The organism is Streptomyces sp. NBC_01294 (assembly GCF_035917235.1).
GTDB lineage: Bacteria > Actinomycetota > Actinomycetes > Streptomycetales > Streptomycetaceae > Streptomyces > Streptomyces caledonius.
In genome coordinates this window covers 7,942,873-7,961,773 of the sequence record NZ_CP108423.1, presented here as the reverse complement: position 1 = coordinate 7,961,773, position 18,901 = coordinate 7,942,873, and the positions used below count along the sequence as shown (strand labels likewise).

The following is an 18,901-nucleotide window of genomic DNA, read 5'->3' as shown; positions in this document are numbered from 1 at the left end:
CGACCGGCAGACCCACCCAGTGAAGGGATTCTCCTCCCATGTTCGGCACACTCATGCTCATCGCCGTTCCCACCGTGCTGTTCCGGCTGCTCGGCGCCTTCTGCGTCGAACGGTTCGCGACCTGGCGGGTGTCCGTCCTGCACGGCCTTGCGGTCATGCTCGTGTTCACGGCGAGCGCGCACTTCGTCCCGTCCGCCCTCGGCCCCGTGCCCGGCCACCACGACCTGGTCGCGATGGTCCCGCCGTTCGTGCCGTTCCCCCGCCTCGCGGTCTACGCGACCGGCGTCCTGGAACTCCTCGGCGCCGCCGGACTCGTCCGGGAGTCCACCCGGCCGACGGCCGGGCTCGGCCTCGCCGCGCTGTTCGTCCTGATGCTCCCGGCCAACATCCACGCGGCCGTCGAGCAGATCCCGTTCAACGGGGAGCCGGCGACGCCGCTGTGGTTCAGGATCCCCGAGCAGGTGATCTTCATCGCCGTCGCGCTGTGGGCCTACGTCCCGACGCGCGGCGCGGCTGCCCGCAAGGCCGACGGGGTCCCGGCTTGGACGTCGTTTCGCGATGGCTCCGCGAGCGGGGGGCTCACACCGCCATCGCCACCGCACGGATCGACCACCGGCGACTGACCGAGTGATTCGACTTCTCCGTCGAGATACGGCAGTCGTATCAGACAGGGACGCCTTGTCCAGCCACCGCCCGTTCGGATGCTGCATGACTGCCACGATGCGCATCCGAATGATCACGAAAGGGTTTGCCGATGCGAGCGGCACTCAGAGCGTTCTTCGCAGCGCTCTTCGCCATAGGACTGGTTCTTGCTTCCGGGCCCAGTCCCGCGCAGGCCGACACTCCCGATGCGCAGAACTGGCCGAAGCCGAGGTTCATCAGCTACAACGTCTGCGGGGCCGCGTGCGCCATCTACGAGGGGTCCAAGGACGCGTGGCGCGACAAGATCGTGAACGCCATGGACGGCTGGGACGCTGATCTGGTCATGCTGCAGGAGATGTGTCACGGGCAGTGGACCCTGCTGCGCGACTCGCTGGAGGGCCGCCCCAGTGGCAACAAGTACGACTCGGTCTGGGGCGCGACACTGGCGTCCACGAGCGGGTGTGCGAAGTGAGGCACCGACACGCGTTACGGTCTGGCCATCTTCGCCAAGGGTGCCCCCGGTACGATCAACAACGGCACTCGGTCCGTCAACTTCCTTCCCGAGGAGACACCGGGAGAGGACCGTATCCTTCTGTGCGCCAGGACGACCGTTACCGGGCGCACGGTCCGTGCCTGCAACACTCACATCGACTGTCCGCAGAGCGGGGATCGCTGCCGCAGCGGTGAAGCAACCGCTGAGCCGGGGTGTTCACCCAAGGTCAGCGAACCCGGGAAGATCGATTACATCTTCCTGAGCTACTACTGGTTCACCACCGTCCGCGGTGACTCCGCAGCCTGCACTCCGGGTATGTCGGACCATCACCTCCTGCGTGGCGCCGCCGCCTGGGAGCACTGACCGCAGCAACCGCGGCCCCTCAGGAACCGCACGGTTCCCGAGGGGCCACATCTACTTCAAGGACGGCGGAACCCGCGCCGACCAGCTCGAAGTCGAGTTCACCGACATCGACTACATCGAAGTCTCCTTCCGGAACGCTTCCGCCTGACCAGTCCTGCGTCGCCGAGGTGTGGCCGCATCTCTGGGCCGCTCGTGTGAGTCGAACAGCACACAGACGTGGAAAAATGGTGAAAATGGGGCACTGGTCGGGGCACTGCATGCCGTGTGCCGCGGCCCCGGAGGAGCTCCTGGAAGGTGAGGTGGCCCAGATGGCGGAGCCTTCGTCCGAGGCCCAGGATGCGGGGGCCGTCGAGGCCGGAGGCTACCGGCAGGAGCTGAAACGCACGCTCGGCCCCTTTCAGGTGTTCGCGATCTCGTTCGCGTTCATCTCGGTGGCGGTCGGCATCTTCGCGACGTACGACGAAGTCCTGCTGACCGCGGGGCCGGTCGGCATCTGGCTGTGGATCGTCGCGGCCGTGGGGCAGACCCTCGTGGCGCTGGTGGTGGCACAGTTCGCGGCCCGCATCCCGCTCAGCGGCTCCTCGTATCAATGGGCCTCGCGGCTGGCCAACCCGAAGATCGGCTGGTGGTTCGGCTGGCTGACCTTCTGCTACCTGGCGATCGGCGTGGTGGCGGTCGACAACGCGCTGGCGAGCCAGGCATTCATGCCCCTCGCCGGCATCACACCGGACGAGGGCACCGCACGCCTGATCACGCTCGTGGTGCTGCTCGTCCAGACCGCGCTGGCCGTGGCCTCCACGCGCCTCGTCAGCCTGATCAACACGGTCGCGGTGGGGCTCGAACTGGCGCTCGTCGTGGTGGTGGCTGTCGCCCTGGTCATCGCCGTCGCGGTCACGGGCGACGGCTCGGCCGGCAACCTCACCTCGCGCGGTGTCGTCGAGCACTCCCCCGACTACTTCGCAGTCGGCGGCGGGTTGATGCTTGCGATGATCATGGGGCTCGCGACACTCGTCGGCTTCGACTCGGCCGCGAACCTGGCCGAAGAAGCCAAGGATCCGTTCCGCACCGTTCCACGCGCGATCGTGGGATCGGTCGTAGCGGCCGGTGTCCTGGGATTGCTGTTCCTGATCACGCTCACCGTCGCGATCGACGACATCCCGCGCATCAGCAACACCGGCTCACCCGTCGCGGCGATCATGCGTGACCAGCTCGGTCCGGCGATGGAAAGGACGCTGCTGGTCGCGATCACCATCGCGTTCTTCGGCGCCGGGATCGTGGCGATGGTCGCGTGCTCACGGCTCGTCTTCGCCATGTCGCGCGACGCGCGCTTCCCCGCCCACCGCCTGATGCGGCGCGTGAATCCCCGCACGAGGACGCCCATCCCGGCGACCGTGCTGGTCTTCGCCCTGGGCGTCGTCCTGATGGTCGCGCTGCCCGGCGCCGCCCTGCTGGAACTGATCACGGCCTCGACCATCCTCCCCGCACTCACCTACGGCTCGACGATCGTGCTCTACCTGGCAGTACGCGGACGCCTGAGCCGCCAGAAGGGGGCCTTCAACCTCGGACGCTTCGAACTGCCGGTCGCGATCTGCGCCCTGGTGTGGACACTCTTCGCGTTGTTCGTACTGGTCGCCCCGGAAGAGGCATTGGTCTCCGTCGTGATCGTGGTGGGCCTCCTGTTCCTAGGTGGACTGTTCTTCGCCGCCATGCTCACGTTCGACCGCCAGGCACTGGAGACGGAGCCGGGTGAGGTGGACTCCTTCACCAAGTGACCGGGAGACGTCCGGCTTGCCGCTCCCCGCCGCAGACTGCCGGCCGGCGAAGGACGCGGCCGGTCGAATCAGACCCGCTGTCCGCCGTCCCACCTCGACGCCCAGGGGGCCATGCCGACCGTGGCCGGCCGGACCTCGGGCCGGCCGGACCTCGGGCCGGCCGGCCGCCGCCGTCGCCGCTCGTCAGCCTGCCCGCTCGAAGGCGAGGTCAGCACTCGGGGCCGACGTGTCAGGCGACCAGCTCGTAGATGCTCCGGGCCGTCAGCCACAGGCCGGCGAGCAGGGAGAGCGTGACGATCAGCTGCTCCTGGTGCTGCTCCAGCCAGCTCCGCAGGGCGTTCAACCGGGCGTCCGCGGCCGCGGGCGCCCAGACCGCGTACATCTCCATGACGATGAGGCTGAGGGTGGCCAGCAGGCAGTAGCCGGTCAGTGCGAGCCAGTCGGTGGCGGTGGAGAGGTCCGCGTCGACGGCGGTCGCGGCGCCGGCGCCGACCAGTGCCCAGGGTTGCAGCAGCCATGCCAGGCCGGCTGCGGTGGCCGGGGAGGCGTTGTCGATCCGGGCGGTCCAGCGCGGTGGGCCGTGCGGGCGGGGCGGTCGGCGGTGCCGGTGGGCGCCGTACAGCACCAGAGCCACGCCGATGGCGAGTTTCGCGGCGATCGCGGCGGTCGAGGGCGCGCTGTGACGGGCCGGGGGCTGTCCGCCGGTCAGCAGCATCACGCAGGCGATGACCGCGATCAGGTTGGCCAGCCACGACAACAGGAACGCCAGGCCCTGGCGGACACCGTGCCGTGAGGAGAGAAGCAGGATGAAGGCACTGTTGTGCAAAGGCCCCAAGGTGACGGCCGTACCGATCACCACCAAGTCGAGGACCATCGGATCAGCCGCTCCTGGGTGTCAGGACCCTCTGCCACGTGTGGACGGGCGGGACCGGTCGGCAGAGTCGGGCGGCGGTGCTGCGGTGCTGCACCCCGACTCTGCAGGCGGCGGCCCGGCCGGTCAAGCAGGCCACGCCCGGATTCTCGCCCGTGTCAATCCGGTCCTCAGACCGCGTTGGAGATCTGACCGATGCCGTGTTGCCGGAGCTGCTGCTCACCACCGGTCGAGGAGCTCGTGTGTCAGCGGAAGCCGACCTCGGTGAAGGCACACCCACCCCGCTCTGCGTGAGACAGTGCCTGTCGAGATAAGAGCGTCGGCGCCTGCCGGACGTACTGGCGGTAGCCGGATGCGCCGAACTTCACATCGAACGCATGGCCTTCGTGGTGCCAGAGCACAACTCCTCAGGAAGCGGGAGCGCCCTCCACCGAGGCTGCGACGTCCTTCAGGTCCTGGGCGATGGCCTTGGCCACGGCCTTGGCGCCCAACGCGCCGAACACCTTGGCGAGGAGTCCGCCGAACCCGCCGGGCGGCCGGGCCGAGAACGTCATCCGTACGACGGTCACTTCGGGGCTCTCCGCGCGCAGCGTGAACTCCGAGATGTAGTGCGTCTTGTGGGACTCGGCCTCGACGACATAGCGCTCGGCGACCGTACAGGCCGTGACCCGCATCTCCTCGGTGGCCTGCTTGCCGAACATCCGCCGTGTCTCACGCCACCGTGTACCCACCGCGAATGGTCCATCGCTGAGCACCTCCACGCTGTCCACGCCGCTCAGGACGGCCGGCATGTTCGCCAGGTCCGTCAACCCCTGCCAGACCCGTTCCGGGGACGCGGTGATCCGCCGTTCCACCGTCACCTGCGGATTACCCATGGCCTCGCTCCCTCGCGCATGGGGGCCCGACCGGGCCCCGTCTCGACCCATGGAAACAGCCGGGTCGGACATGTGCCCGCCTTGAAGCAGCGGCGCGGCCTCGCCACCGCTCCGACGAAAGCGCCGAGCCCTACCAAGCAGCGGTCACCCTCGCACCGCGCGCCAGCGCCCCGGTGCCCCGGTGGCCCGGGAGCGGGATGCCCCCGCACTCGCGCCGCTTGCACATGCACTCCTCCCCGTGCCCGCATCCGGGTCGGCCAGGACAGCCCCAGCCGGAGTCCGCCTGCCCTCGACCGGAACCTCTCGGACACCAGGCATCAGGGAGTGGAGGGTCGCGTCCACGAGGCGGCCCACCAGGGCAGTACCCGAGGTCTACTTCCAGGAGGTGCCGGCCGTCAGGCGGTTCAGGTGCCGGGCGACGGCATGTGTGCCATCGCTCTCGCCGATCCTCTGCGTGCGTCCCGCGCCGATCACGTCCCCCTGTGGGTCCGCAGTGGAGAGAGCCGGTCGGGCAGGGTGCTCACGTCACCAGGTGCAGCGACGTTTCCGCGATGGCCAGGCGTACGCTCTGGCCCCAGGTCAGCTCCAGGGCGTCGCTCTCCATCCCGTCGCCGAAGACCACGATCCGGTCCGACTCCACGGTCAGCTGCAGCCCCTGCCCCCGCCCCAGCTCACCGGCGACCTTCGTCGTTCCGGTCGTGGGGGAAGGCCAGGCCTCGCGCACGAACCACAGGAGCCGCCGGTCGCAGGGTGCGGGCAGTCCTGCGGAGCTGCCGCGCTCCAGCCACAGGGAACGCAGCCAGCCGGTGGCGCCCGTGCCGGTGCCCACCAGCACCCCGGAGGATGCCTGGGCCTCGCCCGGGCCCTTCTCGCCGTCGGAGCCCAGGCGGTAGCGGGCCGTCTGGTGGCCGGGCGAGCCCAGGTAGATCTCGTTCAGTGCGAGGAGGCGCTGGGTGTCGTCGGCGACGGCCTCGACCATGGTCAGTTCCTCCGCCCGGCTCCCGGCGGCGGTCGCCGCACGCAGCAGGGCGGGCGCGTCGGCGCAGCGGTGACGGACCAGGACCCCCGGATTGCGTCCCGGGTCGGTGTCGATGCCGACCACCGGCTGTCCGCGCAGGTACTTCGCGGTGTTGGCGACCAGGCCGTCCTGGCCGACCACGACGACCACGTCCTCCGGGGCGAACAGGAAGCGGTCCAGGTCCGCCCGTTCCACCCGGGAGCTGCGCCAGGTGAGCGGCACCGCCGCCGCCACCTCCCGCAGCGCCTGCCGCGTGCGGTCGTGGCGGCGTACCACCTCGTCGATCGACCGGCCCCGGCTGGAGAGGAAGAACGCGGCCTGCCCGTGCGTCCCGTGCCGGGCGAGCAGTTCCTCGTACTCGGTCCTGCGGTACACGAGCACCGCCCGCGGGGCCAGGCTCACGCGCCCGCGCCGCCTTCCGGACGTCCGAGCCTGGAGAGGAGGCCGGTGAGGACGTCAGGAGAGAGCGTGATGCTCTCGATCCGCGGCAGGTTCTCCGCCAGCCGGGTCACCGCCAGGGCGTGCAGCGTGCCCGGGCCGGCTTCGTCGTGCACGCGCAGCCAGGCGGCCTGGACCTCGGCGCGCGCGGCGCCCGTCTCGCGCGCCGCCTCGGCGTCCGCGCGGGCCAGGCGGACCTTGCGGGCCGCCTCGGTCTCGGTGCGTATGCCGTCCGCCGCCGCCTTCTCCTCGGCTTCGCGGCGGGAGTTGGTGCCGCGCTGGTCGATCAGCTGCTCCTCGCGCCTGGCCAGTTCGATCTGGCTGGCCAGCTCGTTCTCGGCGATGGCACGCTCGCGCTCGACGGCGACGGCCCGCCGTTCGTAGGTGGCCCGGTCCGCCTCCTGCTGGATCTGCTCGCGGGCCGGGGTCCGCAGGGCGCGCTCGACCTCGGCCTCGGGGCGGATCGCCACGACGCGCACGGTCACCACATCGATGCCGGTGGCCGGGAGTCTGGGCTCAGCGGCGAGACCGGCGGCGACGCTCCCGCGCACGGAGGCGACGCCGTCCACCAGGGCGACGGCCAGCGGAGTCCGGGCCAGTACGTCCAGCGTGTGCTGCTGCGCGGTCTCGGTGAGGAGAGTGGCGATCTGTTCCAAGGGAGCGCCGCGCCAGCTCCCGGTGTCCGGGTCGACGGAGAAGTCGAGTCGGTTCGCGGCCTCGGCCGGGTCGCTGATCCGGTAGGTGACGGTGGCCTGCACGGCGACGTCCTGGAAGTCGGACGTACGGGCGTGGAAGGCCATGGCCAGCTCCCGGTCGTCGACCGGCACTTCGGAGAGCGCCGCCGACAGCGACCGGTACCAGAAGCTGAGCCCCCGTCCGTCGTGGACGAGTCGGCCGCGCTTGTGGTGGCGGATGTGGGCGGTGGGCGCGGAGCGCAGATGACGCCAGCCGAAGCGCCGGGTGATGTCGGCCATGGCTAACCCCCTTCATTTCGTCAGTACGACGATAACGAGACGCGCCCATATCGTCAAGGGGACGAAAAGAAGGTTTCCGGGGAGCTGCCCCGCCGGCAACGGAAGCCGCTCGAACGGGTCCTCGGCCTGCGGGACGGACTGCCCCCGAGCGGTCTCATGGTCCGTGCGTCCGCACTGACCGAATTCGGCCGCGCCTGCGAGGCGACCGCCCGCACCCTGCGCCTGAATCCGGGCGACCTGGTCGTGATCGACAACCGCGTCACCGTCCATGGCCGCACCGCCTTTCGGTCCCACGCCTCCAGCGTGGCGAAACCACCGCGACCCGACCCCGCGGGCGCCCCACCGGCCTGGCCCGCCTCCTCCGTCCGGACTTCCTGGGCGACCACTCCCCAGAGCCGGACGCGGTCCTCACGTCGGGCAGCCGTTGGCCGGCGGGGGCTTGCCGCCCTGAAGGCTGAGCGCGGCCACGTTCTTGGCAACGGTGTTCTCGGAGACCTGCCGGCCTTCCGCCCACAGATCCAAGGTGATTCGCAGCGAGCCGTAGGTGTTGCCGGAGGCCGTGAAGAAATGACGGATCGCCTCCCTCATTCGTCGCGTTCGGAGTTGCCGGAGCCCCCGGCTGCCTCTGCGTCTGCGTCTGCCTCACTGCAGCCGCCGTCACCTCGCACGCGGCGATCGCACCCACAAGGTCACGACGGCTTCGCGTCAGCCCTGCTCACGTCAAGCGACGCGCCCCAGGGAGATCCACATGGTGAAGGCGTAGAGGAAGTCGCCTCGGTCCGCAGACCGGTCCACTGATGAGCAGAAGCGGTCGAACAACTCCTCCGACAGGTACTCTCGCATGAGGACGCGATTGAAGATCGGTGCCACAACTCCCGCATCCGCCGGAGAGAGGAAGCGAAGCGTCACGGGCAGCACGCTGGTCTCCCGCAGACCGGACCTCACCATGCGCGACCGGACGCACCGTCCGGCAGAGTGGCCCGGGAAGAAGCTGCCGACCACTTCGTCCAGGTGGTCGAAGCCGTCTCCGACGGACGAGGACCAGTCGGTGTCGATGACACACACCCGGCCTCCCGGCCGCGTTACCCGGGCCAGTTCGGCGATCGCGGCATCAGGGTCCGCCAGGTGCTGCACCACTCGTTCGCAGCGCACTCCGTCGAAATGGCCATCCGGAAAGTCGAGCGCCGTGACATCCCCGGACTGATACGTCACCGGCCCGCCGTCATGCCGGGCCTGGGCGACCGCCACCGCCTGCTGGGACCGATCAATCGCAAACACGGCGCCGGCGCTCCCCACCTGCGCTCCGAGCTCTCGCGCGACCTCTCCTGCACCACACCCGGCGTCCAGCAACCGCTCACCTTCGGACGGCGCGAAGATCGCCGAAGCGGCAGTCCGGACTCGCTTCATCTCCGGATGACCGGCCACGACATCGAGATAATCGATGATTTTCCCTCGCATCTCCGCGGATACGGCATCGATGCGAGCGAACGCGTTATCGGTAGGCCTGATATTCATTGATTCCTCTTCGTGTTCCAACCAACAATTTCCCTCATGCGCCATGGACGACCGTCGGCATGGTGGATATTTCTTCACGAATGCGGAATGCCGCACGCGTGAACGTAGGGTCGGCGAGCAGCTGCGACCAGCGCCGCCCCCGCTCCGGTTGCCGCGAGACGTTGCGCTTGCCGCTGAGCCCTGCCGTTCCGGGCCCGACGACGGCGGGAACCCCGAGGGCCACTGCGCCAAAAGTGGCGCCGGAGCCGCCTTGCCGTACGACAGCCGAGACGGTATCGAGAGCGCCCGCGCCAGCGACAGCAAAGGCAGTCACAGGATGTTCCTTGCTCGATCGATGGGAAGCAGCAGGCGCCCGCTCGCGTCCTTGCGATCTCTACCGCGCGTGCGACACATCGCTACCGCCCCTCGAGCTGCTCACTGTCATGTACCGATCGGTTGACTGCAGGCAGCAGCCAGGGCTGAACCTCGGCCCTTAAGAGCATATGCTCGCATACGCCGGTGAAGCACAGCAGCAGGTGCTGCTGCTGTGCGGAACGACGCTGATCCGGAGGGCCGTCGGCCGACTTCATGGAGGTGGCACACGACCTTCGTCGGCCCCTGGGAAAGACCGGCGGAACCGAACAAGCTCACGCCGGCCAGGGTCCGCAGGGCGTTCAGGAACCCACGTGCGAACGTGCTTCGACCGACGCCACTGTCGGACACGCTCCGTATGCTGCCGCCCATGAGCATGAACGGGGATACCTGCGCGTCACGCCTGCCGAACTGGACCGGGCCCTGAAGGATCCCGAGTGGGCGCGGGATCTCGCCGAGGAGATTCAGGACGTGCAGGCGGAGGGTGAGCCTGCACCGGCAGAGGCGCGGCACTTCACCACACAGGCCGAGGTCTACCCCCAGATCTGGGACTCGCCTGCCTCACTGGACGGCCGAGCAGGCCGTAGAGCTCAGCCGCGGACCCCCATGGATCAGAAAGCCGCCTCACAACGACCGGCCCGGTGACCCTGTCGGTTGGGTAGGCGGCGCCGGCGCCGGCGAGGGATCAGCCCGCCGCGTCGCCCGCGTCACCACCTCGTGCAGGAGCCGCTCGGCGGCCCTACGTGAGCGTGAGTCCGTGCAGCGGACCGGAGAAAGCGCCTTCCATGCCCGCACGCGACGGGTAGCCTGCCCGGTCATGGCACCTTTGTCTCTGATCGTCCTCGGCGCGGGCGACCGCGGCACCGGACACGCCCGCTGGGCGCTGAAGCATCCCGATCGGGCCCAGGTCGTCGCCGTCGCCGAGCCCCGGCCAACGCGGCGTCGGCGATTCGCGGCCGAACACGGCATCGCCGCCGACGGAGCGGTCTGCGACTGGCGGGAGCTGGCCGCGCGCGGCCGGATCGCCGATGCCGTGCTGATCTGTACGCAGGACCGGATGCACCTGGAGCCCGCGCTGGCCTTCGCCGAACTCGGCTACCACATCATGCTGGAGAAGCCGATGGCGCTGGACGAGCCGTCATGTCGCGCCATCGTCGACGCCGTCGAGCGGGCAGGGGTGGTCCTGGCCGTCGGCCATGTCCTGCGCTACACCCCTTACACCCAGGTGTTCAAAGACGTTCTCGATTCCGGACGGCTCGGCGACGTCGTGAGCGTCCAGCACACCGAACCGGTCGGCCACTGGCACCAGGCGCACTCCTTCGTCCGCGGGAACTGGCGCCGTACGGACGAGGCCACGTCCATGCTGATGGCCAAGTCCTGTCACGACCTGGACTGGCTCCAGTACGTCATCGGCCAACCCCCCACTCGCGTCTCGAGCTTCGGACGCCTCTCCCACTTCACCCCCGCGAACCGCCCTGCCGGCGCTGCCGACCGCTGCCTGGACTGCTCCATCGAGCCGCAGTGCGCCTTCTCCGCCCGGCGCATCTACGGGGAGCGGCTGGCCGGTGGTAACCACGGCTGGCCGCTGTCCGCCGTCGTGGACGAGCCGACCGAGAAGGCACTCGACGCGGCTCTGCGGTCCGGTCCCTACGGCCGCTGTGTCTATGCCTGCGACAACGACGTGGTGGATCATCAGGTCGTGGCAATGGAGTTCGCCGGCGGCACGACGGCCACCTTCACCATGACGGGTCTCAGCCAGATGGCCAATCGCCGTACGGTGGTCTTCGGCACCCGGGGCGAGCTGCACGGCGACGGCGCCACCCTGCGCGTCCACGACTTCCTCACCGGACACGACGAGATCATCGACACCACGCCCGCGGGCGGCATGTCCGCCGCCGGCGGCCACGGGGGCGGCGACGCCGGACTGATGGACGCCTTCGTCACGGCCGTCGCAACCGGCGATGCCTCGCTGGTCCGCTCCGGCCCCCGTGAATCCCTCCTCAGCCACCTCGCAGTCCTCGCGGCCGAACGCGCCCGACTCGCGGGAACCGTCGAACACGTCATCCCCCGCGCATGACCGGTCATACGAGCGTTTCGTGCGGGGACGGTAGGAGCAGCGCGCGGGTGAGCTCGGGGGCATGGGCGGCGAAGGGGCCGAGGTCGGTGGCGCGGGCGTAGGCAGGGTGGTGTCGATAGGTGTCGAGCCGGTCCAGGGCCCGCAGACCGTAGTACGCGGACGGTTCCGCCGCCGCAACGCGTGCTGAGTGGGCGGTTCCGGCGGCGACGGCCGGGAGGATCTGCTCGAAGAGGGCGTGACAGGCGCGGATCCCGCGGAGCATGACGTGGTGGTATCGGTCCTCGGGCCCGATGGGGAAGCGGTGTTCGGCCAGGACCGGACCGGTGTCGATGCCGGCGTCAACCTCGTGGGCGGTGGCGCCGTACTCCGTGTCGCCGTGCAGCAGGGCGAACAGGACGGCGACGGAGGGCAGTCCGCGATGTCGAGGCAGTAGACCGTTGTGGATGTTGAGGATGCGCAGGCCGTCGGCCCGGAGCAGGGGCTCCCGGAAGATCTGCCGGTTGTTGAGGGACCAGACGATGCCGTCGGTGCAGGCCCGGGCCAGCGTGTCGGCGTGGGTGTTGATGTCCGCCGCCGCGAGGTGGGGTGCGTCGGCGGCCGCGGCGTCCAGCGGGTCGGCGGAGCAGACCAGGTCGACCGGGTGGCCGCGGGTGGCCGCGTGGGTGACGGCGCGGCGGAGCAGGGCTCCCTCTCCGACGAAGATCATGCGGCGGCCTCCTCGCGGGCGGCGGTCAGGTGTGCGCAGACCTGCCCGAGCGTCAGGTTCCGTACGAGGCAGTCGAGACGGCCTGTGAACCGCTGGGCCTGACCGGGAGTCAGCAGGTCCGAGGAGACGGCGGTGACCATCTCGACGAGGGCCAGGGAATCGCCGCCGAGGGCGTGGAAGTCGGAGTCCGCCGACAGCAGTTCGCCGTCGACGCCGAGGATCTCCGACCAGTGGTGCCTGACCCGGGCCTCCAGGGTGGCAGGTGGGGACGCGACCGGCGCGGTGTGGGCGAAGGGGTCCGGTAAGGCGTCGAGATCGGCCTTGCCGCTGACCGTGCTGGGCAGTGTGTCGAGCACGACGACATGGGCGGGGACGAGGTACGCGGGGAGTGTCCGGATCAACTCGGTCCGCAGGGCCCGGGCCAGATCCGCGCGTATCGCGGGGCCGACGGTGGCGTCCGGCAGGACGTACGCACAGAGCACCGCCGCCGTGGAGTGCGGGCGGCGACGGGGCACGACGACGGCGCGGTGGACGGCGGTGTGGGCTTCGAGGGCGGCGACGACCTCGGCGGGGTCGACGCGGTGCCCGGCGATCTTCATCTGCTCGTCGATGCGCCCGGCGAACTCGACGGAGCCGTCGGCCAGTCGGCGTCCGAGGTCACCGGTGCGATAGGAGCGGACGCCGTCGGGGCCGGTGGTGAAGGGGGAGGGACGGCCGTCGGACGGCCCGAGGTAGCCGCGGGCCACCTGTACCCCGCGTACGACGATCTCGCCGGTGCGGCCGGTGTGGTCCGGTCCGCTGCCGATGGTCTCGCCGTCGGTGACGAGGTCGACCTGGGCGTACGGGCCGGGGAGGCCGATCGGGACGGTGGCGCCGGTCTCGCCACCGTCCACGGTGTGGGCGAGCACGGCGACGGCCGCCTCGGTGGGCCCGTACGCATTGATCACACGGCAATCCGCCCCGAAAGCGGCGCGTGCGGACCGTACGGCGGCGGGGGTGAGGGGCTCGCCACCCAGCAGCAGGGTGCGCAGGGAGTGCGTGTGACCGCTGCCCGCGGCGCCGAGGAGGGCGAGGTGGGAGGGCGTGAGCGCGAGGGTGTCCGCGCGGTGCTCTGCGACGAGCTCGCGCAGGGCGGCGGGTGAAGGGGTGCCGGGGGCGAGTACGGCCGTGCCACCGGCCAGCAGCGGCAGGAAGAGGGGGAAGCACGAGATGTCGAACGCGTAGGAGGAGGCGAAGCCGAAGCGCGTACGACCGGTGACCCGGCAGACGTCCGTCATCCAGCGGACGAATCCCATGAGGCTTCCGTGCTCGATCTGCACGCCCTTGGGGCGGCCGGTGGAACCGGAGGTGTGGATGACGTACGCGAGGTCCGCGGGCCGCACGTCTGCCGAGGCAGCGGGTCCGGCAGCACGGACCTCGCGGACATCCTCCGTGTCCGCGTCCGCATCCGCATCCGCGTCCGTGTCCGGGCCGGTGCCGGGGTCAGAGCCAGGGGCAGGACCGTCGAGGAGGTCCTCGACCGCGAGCAGGGTCCCGGGTACGAAGGGGGCGAGTTCCTCGGCCAGGTGTCGCCCGGTCAGACAGAGCGCGACGGCTGATCCCTGGAGGATCTCTCCGATCCGTGCGCCGGGATGGCCGGGGTCGAGCGGCACGTAGGCGGCGCCCGCCTTGAGGATGCCCCACAGGGCGCACACTCCGGCGGACGTGCGGTCGACGACCAGCCCCACCAGGTCCTCGCGCCCCACGCCGCGCCGCGCGAGCCGGGCCGCGACGGCGTCGGAGCGCCGGTCGAGTTCGGCGTACGTGACCACGCCCTCGGGCCCGTCGAGCGCGGGCGCGTCGGGCGTGCGGGCGGCCTGGGCGCGGAAGGCGTCCACGACGGTGAGCTTGTCGGCCGCCGGATTCGAGTCCGGGACGGCCGGATCCGCGACGGCCGCCGGATTCGGGTCCGGAACGGCCGGATCCAGGACGGCCGCCGGATTCAGGTCCGGGGCGGCCGGATCCAGGACGGCCGCTGGATTCAGGTCCGGGGCGGCCGGATCCGCCTGCGGCAGCGCCGCCTGTGGTGCGGGGCCCGTGGCCGAGGCCTCTCCTGCGGGACCGCGCGCCGGTATGGCTGCCGACGCGGGAGGAGATGCGGTCGCCGGAGCGGCCGCCCGACCGTCGGAGCCGGTCGCGGTGCCCGGGTAGAGCCGCGCCGGCGTCGCCGACCGGGCTTCGTGCGACCCCGCGAGTACGCCGCCCCCTTCGGCATCGGCATCGGCATCGGCATCCGCATCCGGCCCGGCCCGGCGAACTCCCGGGGCCATGTCCTCGCCCTCGAAGCCGGCCAGGACCGTGCCCAGTAACTCCGCGGCGCGGGCCTCGAGGTCCCGGCCCCCGCCGCGAACGCCGAGCGTGATCTCGGTCGCCGTGCCGCTCTCGGCGGCCACCAGGGAGAGCGGGACCAGTGGGGCATGCACCGGCAGCGCGTAGACCGTCGACGCCGTGAAGCCGCCGCCGGAGAGTTCCGCCAAGTCCAGGCGGCCGAGGTGGGAGACGACGGCCGAAGCGAGGTGCCGGTCGGTACGTGAGGCCACGGCCTGGGCGGTGCGCAGCAGCCCGGCGGTCACGGGCAGCGGCAGCGGCGCGAGGGCGGTCTCGAATCCGGCGGCGAGTTCACGGCCTTCGGCCAGGGCGGTCAGCAGGGTGGTGTGCGCGGCCGTCCAGTCCGCCCCGGGCCGCAGGTCCAGGAACAGTGGCAGGCTCAGGTTGCCCGTGGCCGCGATCCCTGGGCGGTGGCGGCGCAGGTCGACGGGGACCATGACACGGGTGTCGATCCGCGCGGCGTCGGTCAGGGCCTGGGCGAGGCGGGCGGTGAGCGCGGGATGGCGGCCGGGCAGGGTGCGGCGCAGCCACAGTGTCCGGAGGGGGCGGCTGCCACCGCTGCCCGGGCCAAGCAGAACGAGCGGACCGAGCGGGGAACGCCGGGGAGGACTCGGCGTGGGCCGCGGCCCCTTACTGCCGAGCCGGCGCAGCAGCCCGATGTCGGTGTCCGCGTCGAGCGCGGGCCGGGCGGGCTCGCCGCGCAGGGCCCGGAAGACCTCCCGTACCCAGGTCAGGGCGCCGTGACCGTCCATCACGGCGTGCGAGGCGCTGAAGACGACGGTGGTCGCCTTCCCGTCCGCGCCGGGCACGATCAGCACCTCGCAGCCCGGCGGCACCGCTCGGCGCGACGGCCCGGTGGGCAACTCGACCGTCCCCGGCGCCGAGTCGGCGTACGCACCGGCGCGCGGTACCTCGTACCGGACCTGCGGCAACGGCCCTTCGGCGCGCCACATCGCCCCGGCGCGCACGAGCCGCGATCCCGGGCACGACTCGGCGGCCCGTGCCAGGGCTGACTGGAAGTGCTCGGGGTCGGGTACGCCGTCGCCCTCGACGACGATGCGCAGAGCCATGGCCCCGCGGGCGTCCCCGGCGGCGAGGTAGAGGCGTTCGGTGGGCGATACCGGGCGCCGGTAGCGGGCGTCGGCACGGCCACCGACACCGGCACCCGTACTCGCACCCGCACCCGCACCCGCACCCGCACCCGCACCGACCTGAGTGGATGTCATGACTGTGTGTTCCCTTGTTCGGTGTGTTCGGGTGCGGGGCGGCGGGCCGGTGCGGCGGTACCGCTCCGGGCGGCCGGGCCGGCGGTCCAGGCGGCGACGCCGCCCACCTCCGTCACCCATTCCTGCAGCGCTCGCAGCCCGTCGGTCTGGGTGCGCGGAGCCGTGTAGCCGAGGTCGTGTCGGGCGGCATGGGTGTCGTACGTCGCCGAGCGGGTCAGCAGCGCCATCATGTAGCGGCTCAGGGGCGGAGCCGCCTCCGTACCGCCTCTTCCTCCGCTGCCCGCGGACCGGTGGCGCAGGTGCCAGCCCGTCTCGACCGCCGCGGCCATCGCGCGGCCGAGGACGAGCGGGATGCGCGGGGCGGGCGGCGGGCAGTCGAAGAGGGCGCCGACCCGGGCCAAAAACGGCCACAGGTCCGTCTCTTCGCGGTCCACGACGAAGTAGGCCTTGCCGCCGACCTGCCCGGCGGGGGCGAGCACGGCCCGCAGGCAGGCGTCCACCGCGTTGTCGACGTGGCAGAGCGAGACCAGCACCCGTTTGCCGCCCGACAGGTCGGGCAGTCGTCCCGCGCGCATGGCGTCGACCATGCGCGGCAGGAATCCGGCGTGGTCGCGCGGCCCCCAGATGCCGCGCGGCCGTAGGGCGCAGGTGGTGAACTCCGGCCCGTCCGCCGCCCGTACGTACTGCTCGGCGATCGCCTTCGTCTCGCAGTAGTGGTTGAACCACCGCTCCGGGTACGGGGTGCTCTCGTCGATGCCGAGACGGTCGCCCTCCCGTACCCGCATCAGCGCGCTCGGGCTGGAGACGAACACGAACCGCCGCGCGCCCGCCGACCGCGCCGCCGCCAGCAGCCGCTGCGTACCGGTGACGTTGGCGGCCTCGAACTGCGCGCGGCTGCCGTGGTCGACGACCCGCGCCGCGCTGTGCAGGACCGCCTCGCAGCCCTCTGCCGCCCGCCCGAGCGAACCATCGTCGGTGAGGTCGCCGGTGACGACCTCGACGCCGGGCAGGGAGCGCAGCCGTGCGGCATCGCTGCCTCCCCGTACGAGGGCGCGGACCTGATGGCCCTGGCGCAGCGCGCCGTCGACCAGGTGCCCGCCCAGGAATCCGGATGCTCCGGTGACCAGGATCTTCACAGCGCCCGCCACCAGGTCGCGCCGTAGAGCATGGTGCGCCCGACCACCGCGGCGGTCCCGTGTCCGGCCGCCCTGCCGCGCGGCAGCGCGAGCGGGATCTGCGCGGCGTGCACGCCGATGCTGAGGAATGCGTCGGCCCACCACAGCCACCGCAGCACCGGGATGTCGGGGACTCCCCCGGCCGCGGCCCACACCGCTCCGCCGACGAGGTACGCCCATCCGGCGAGCGGCACGATCCGGACCGCGCGGCGACCCGGGGAGGATGTGGGCCGGGCCTCCTGCTGCTCGGCCCAGCGGGCCAGCTCCTCGCGGCCGATCTTGGCGTTGTGCCGGATGTCCACGGGGAAGGCCGGGTGGCGCAGGAACTCCTGGAGGCCGGCGGTCGCGGCGTGTGCCCCGGCCATCGTGCGCAGTTCGGCGACCAGCTCCGTCCATGTGCTTTCGTCGAGCGCTGCCCCGTCCGCCCCTGTCTCGGTCTCCACGCAGACGACGGGCCGTTGCGCTCCGGCCGGCCCGATGCCGACCAGGGCGGTGCGCCGGACCAGGGGGTGGGCGTTGAAGACTCCCTCGCAGCGCACGGTGTGCAGGTCCCGGTAGCCGGTGCGGACCCGCTGTGCGGCGCGTCCGCAGAACCACAGCCGTCCGTCGGCGTCGAGGTGGCCGAGGTCGCCGGTCCGGTGCCAGGTGCGGGGGTCTTCGCCGCCGGGTCGTTCCTCGGTCACCTTGTGGGCGGCGTCGGACTGGGGTGCCCGGTGGTAGCGCCGGCTGACGGAGTCGCCGTGGACCAGGATCTCGCCGACGCGCCCGGTCGGCAGGCTGGTTGTGGAGTCCAGTCGAGCGAGCGGGCCGTCGGTGACGGGGGCGATGATCACGCGGGTGCCGGGGACGGGCCGGCCGACGCAGGTCCCTTCGCCCGCGGCGGCGCGGGCCGCGGTACCGCCGCTTCCGCGGCGGGTGTCGGTGTCGGCACCGGCATCGGCGTCGACATCGGCGTCGTCACCGAGGATCTCGGCCGCCTCGATCGAGGTGATCGGCAGAACCTCCGTGGCCCCGTACGTCACATGGATCCGCGCCTTCTCGTCGAGTACGCGGCGCAGCGCGGCCACGACCGCGTCTGGCACGGGGGCCCCGCCGGAGACGACGCAGCGCAGGTCGGGCAGCGGGTGGCGGCCGCGAGCGGCGCCTGTGAGGTGACCGGCCAGGTTCCGCAGCAGGGCCGGCGAGGCGAACATCGTGGTGACGCGGAATCGTTCCAGCGCGTCCACGAGCAGCGCGGGGTCCGCCTGGGCGACCCGGGCGGGGGCCAGCGGCGCGAGGACCAGGGTGGATCCGTAGACCAGGTCGAGCACCCCGTAGAAGGGCAGCGTGACCAGGGATACGTCGTCGCGGGTGCGGCCGTGGACGGCTTCTATCTGGCGGGCGATGGACAACGCCATGCGGTGGGTGTATTCGACTCCCTTGGCGGGGCCCGTGCTTCCGGTGGTGAAGCCGATCATCAGCAGGTCGTCCCCGCCGGCCGGTGCCGCCGCGTCCGCACGGCTTCCGGTCGCGGGGGTGGTGCGCAGCGCGGAGAGGGTGTGGCCGCGGCCGAGCCGGCGCCGTCCCAGGGTGACGGGCACGCGTACACCGGCGAAGGTACGGCGGCCCAGGACGCGCACGAGCTGGGCGAGGGGCGGCCCGATGAACGCCTCGGCGCCCACGGCCCGGTAGCAGTGCAGCATGCGCCGTACCCCCATGCCGGGATCCACGACGACGGGCACGGCCCCGACCCGGAACAGCGCGAAGCAGAGGGCGAAGAGCTCCGGCCCGGGTGGGGCCATCAGCACCGTCCTGGTGCCCCGGGTGATCCCGGCGCGCCGGAATCCGCGGGCCAGCTCCTCGACCGTCTGCTGTAACTCGCCGTAGGTGATGGTGCCGTAGCTGCCGGAGCCTCGGCCGTCGGGATGGATGACGGCAGGTTTGTCGGGAAAGGCACGGGCGTTTCGCTCGAGCCACCCGGCCACGCTGTCGGTAACGGTGGCCGGCTGCTCCGCGGCCCGGCCGCCGCCGTCGGTCAACCTCGTCTGCGGCACGGGGC

Annotated in this window: 15 protein-coding genes and 1 pseudogene; 6 read left to right on the top strand and 10 right to left on the bottom strand. The window is 71.6% G+C overall.

The genetic code is table 11. The features are described 5' to 3' along the window. Positions 1 to 38: 38 nt before the first annotated feature. The 4 genes from OG534_RS36025 to OG534_RS36010 all read left to right on the top strand — a co-directional run bounded on the left by OG534_RS36025 (position 39) and on the right by OG534_RS36010 (position 3,270). A complete protein-coding gene (locus OG534_RS36025) occupies positions 39 to 623 on the top strand; it encodes a DoxX family protein (RefSeq protein WP_326586216.1) in 585 nt (194 codons plus the stop codon). 131 nt (positions 624 to 754) lie between these two features. Continuing rightward, positions 755 to 1,114 carry a hypothetical protein gene (locus OG534_RS36020; protein WP_326586217.1) on the top strand — a complete coding sequence of 120 codons (360 nt, stop codon included), beginning with the start codon at positions 755 to 757 and terminating at the stop codon, positions 1,112 to 1,114. A gap of 358 nt (positions 1,115 to 1,472) precedes the next feature. Further along, positions 1,473 to 1,646 (top strand): hypothetical protein, encoded by a 174-nt coding sequence (locus OG534_RS36015; RefSeq protein WP_326586218.1) that lies wholly within the window; start codon positions 1,473 to 1,475, stop codon positions 1,644 to 1,646. A gap of 160 nt (positions 1,647 to 1,806) precedes the next feature. Continuing rightward, complete coding sequence (locus tag OG534_RS36010; RefSeq protein ID WP_326586219.1) at positions 1,807 to 3,270, top strand: APC family permease; 1,464 nt, start codon at positions 1,807 to 1,809, stop codon at positions 3,268 to 3,270. A 229-nt stretch (positions 3,271 to 3,499) separates the two neighbouring features. Here the strand turns inward: OG534_RS36010 and OG534_RS36005 are convergent, their stop codons facing one another. From OG534_RS36005 to OG534_RS35990, 4 genes are all read right to left on the bottom strand, one after another. Then, positions 3,500 to 4,144 (bottom strand): GAP family protein, encoded by a 645-nt coding sequence (locus tag OG534_RS36005; protein WP_326586220.1) that lies wholly within the window; start codon positions 4,142 to 4,144, stop codon positions 3,500 to 3,502. A 404-nt stretch (positions 4,145 to 4,548) separates the two neighbouring features. After that, positions 4,549 to 5,016 (bottom strand): SRPBCC family protein, encoded by a 468-nt coding sequence (locus OG534_RS36000; protein ID WP_326586221.1) that lies wholly within the window; start codon positions 5,014 to 5,016, stop codon positions 4,549 to 4,551. A gap of 520 nt (positions 5,017 to 5,536) precedes the next feature. Beyond that, positions 5,537 to 6,436, bottom strand: coding sequence for a hypothetical protein (locus tag OG534_RS35995; RefSeq protein WP_326586222.1), 900 nt, complete (start codon positions 6,434 to 6,436; stop codon positions 5,537 to 5,539). Further along, complete coding sequence (locus OG534_RS35990) at positions 6,433 to 7,446, bottom strand: SPFH domain-containing protein (protein ID WP_326586223.1); 1,014 nt, start codon at positions 7,444 to 7,446, stop codon at positions 6,433 to 6,435. Before OG534_RS35990 ends, OG534_RS35995 begins: the two co-directional genes overlap by 4 nt. A 156-nt stretch (positions 7,447 to 7,602) precedes the next feature. Here OG534_RS35990 and OG534_RS35985 point away from each other — a divergent pair. Beyond that, positions 7,603 to 7,725 (top strand): annotated as a pseudogene (locus OG534_RS35985) (TauD/TfdA family dioxygenase); the annotation flags it as partial. Between the two features lie 129 nt (positions 7,726 to 7,854). On the opposite strand, the gene OG534_RS35980 reads toward OG534_RS35985, so the two are convergent. Then, positions 7,855 to 8,034, bottom strand: a complete 180-nt coding sequence (locus OG534_RS35980; RefSeq protein WP_326586224.1) for a transposase — start codon at positions 8,032 to 8,034, stop codon at positions 7,855 to 7,857. 132 nt (positions 8,035 to 8,166) lie between these two features. After that, positions 8,167 to 8,982: a methyltransferase domain-containing protein gene (locus OG534_RS35975; protein ID WP_326586225.1), complete on the bottom strand. Its 816-nt coding sequence runs from the start codon at positions 8,980 to 8,982 to the stop codon at positions 8,167 to 8,169. Between the two features lie 1,147 nt (positions 8,983 to 10,129). On the opposite strand from OG534_RS35975, the gene OG534_RS35970 reads away from it, so the two are divergent. After that, positions 10,130 to 11,389, top strand: a complete 1,260-nt coding sequence (locus OG534_RS35970) for a Gfo/Idh/MocA family protein (RefSeq protein WP_326586226.1) — start codon at positions 10,130 to 10,132, stop codon at positions 11,387 to 11,389. Between the two features lie 4 nt (positions 11,390 to 11,393). Here OG534_RS35970 and OG534_RS35965 read toward each other — a convergent pair whose 3' ends face one another. From OG534_RS35965 to OG534_RS35950, 4 genes are read right to left on the bottom strand one after another with little or no spacing between them, the layout of a single operon-like run. Next, positions 11,394 to 12,095 carry a formyltransferase family protein gene (locus OG534_RS35965; RefSeq protein ID WP_326586227.1) on the bottom strand — a complete coding sequence of 234 codons (702 nt, stop codon included), beginning with the start codon at positions 12,093 to 12,095 and terminating at the stop codon, positions 11,394 to 11,396. Next, positions 12,092 to 15,688: an amino acid adenylation domain-containing protein gene (locus OG534_RS35960; RefSeq protein WP_326586228.1), complete on the bottom strand. Its 3,597-nt coding sequence runs from the start codon at positions 15,686 to 15,688 to the stop codon at positions 12,092 to 12,094. Before OG534_RS35960 ends, OG534_RS35965 begins: the two co-directional genes overlap by 4 nt. Then, on the bottom strand, positions 15,685 to 16,836 hold the full coding sequence (locus OG534_RS35955) for an NAD-dependent epimerase/dehydratase family protein (protein WP_326586229.1): 1,152 nt from the start codon (positions 16,834 to 16,836) through the stop codon (positions 15,685 to 15,687). Before OG534_RS35955 ends, OG534_RS35960 begins: the two co-directional genes overlap by 4 nt. Next, positions 16,821 to 18,896 carry a fatty acid CoA ligase family protein gene (locus OG534_RS35950; protein ID WP_326586230.1) on the bottom strand — a complete coding sequence of 692 codons (2,076 nt, stop codon included), beginning with the start codon at positions 18,894 to 18,896 and terminating at the stop codon, positions 16,821 to 16,823. Before OG534_RS35950 ends, OG534_RS35955 begins: the two co-directional genes overlap by 16 nt. Between the last annotated feature and the right edge of the window lie 5 nt (positions 18,897 to 18,901).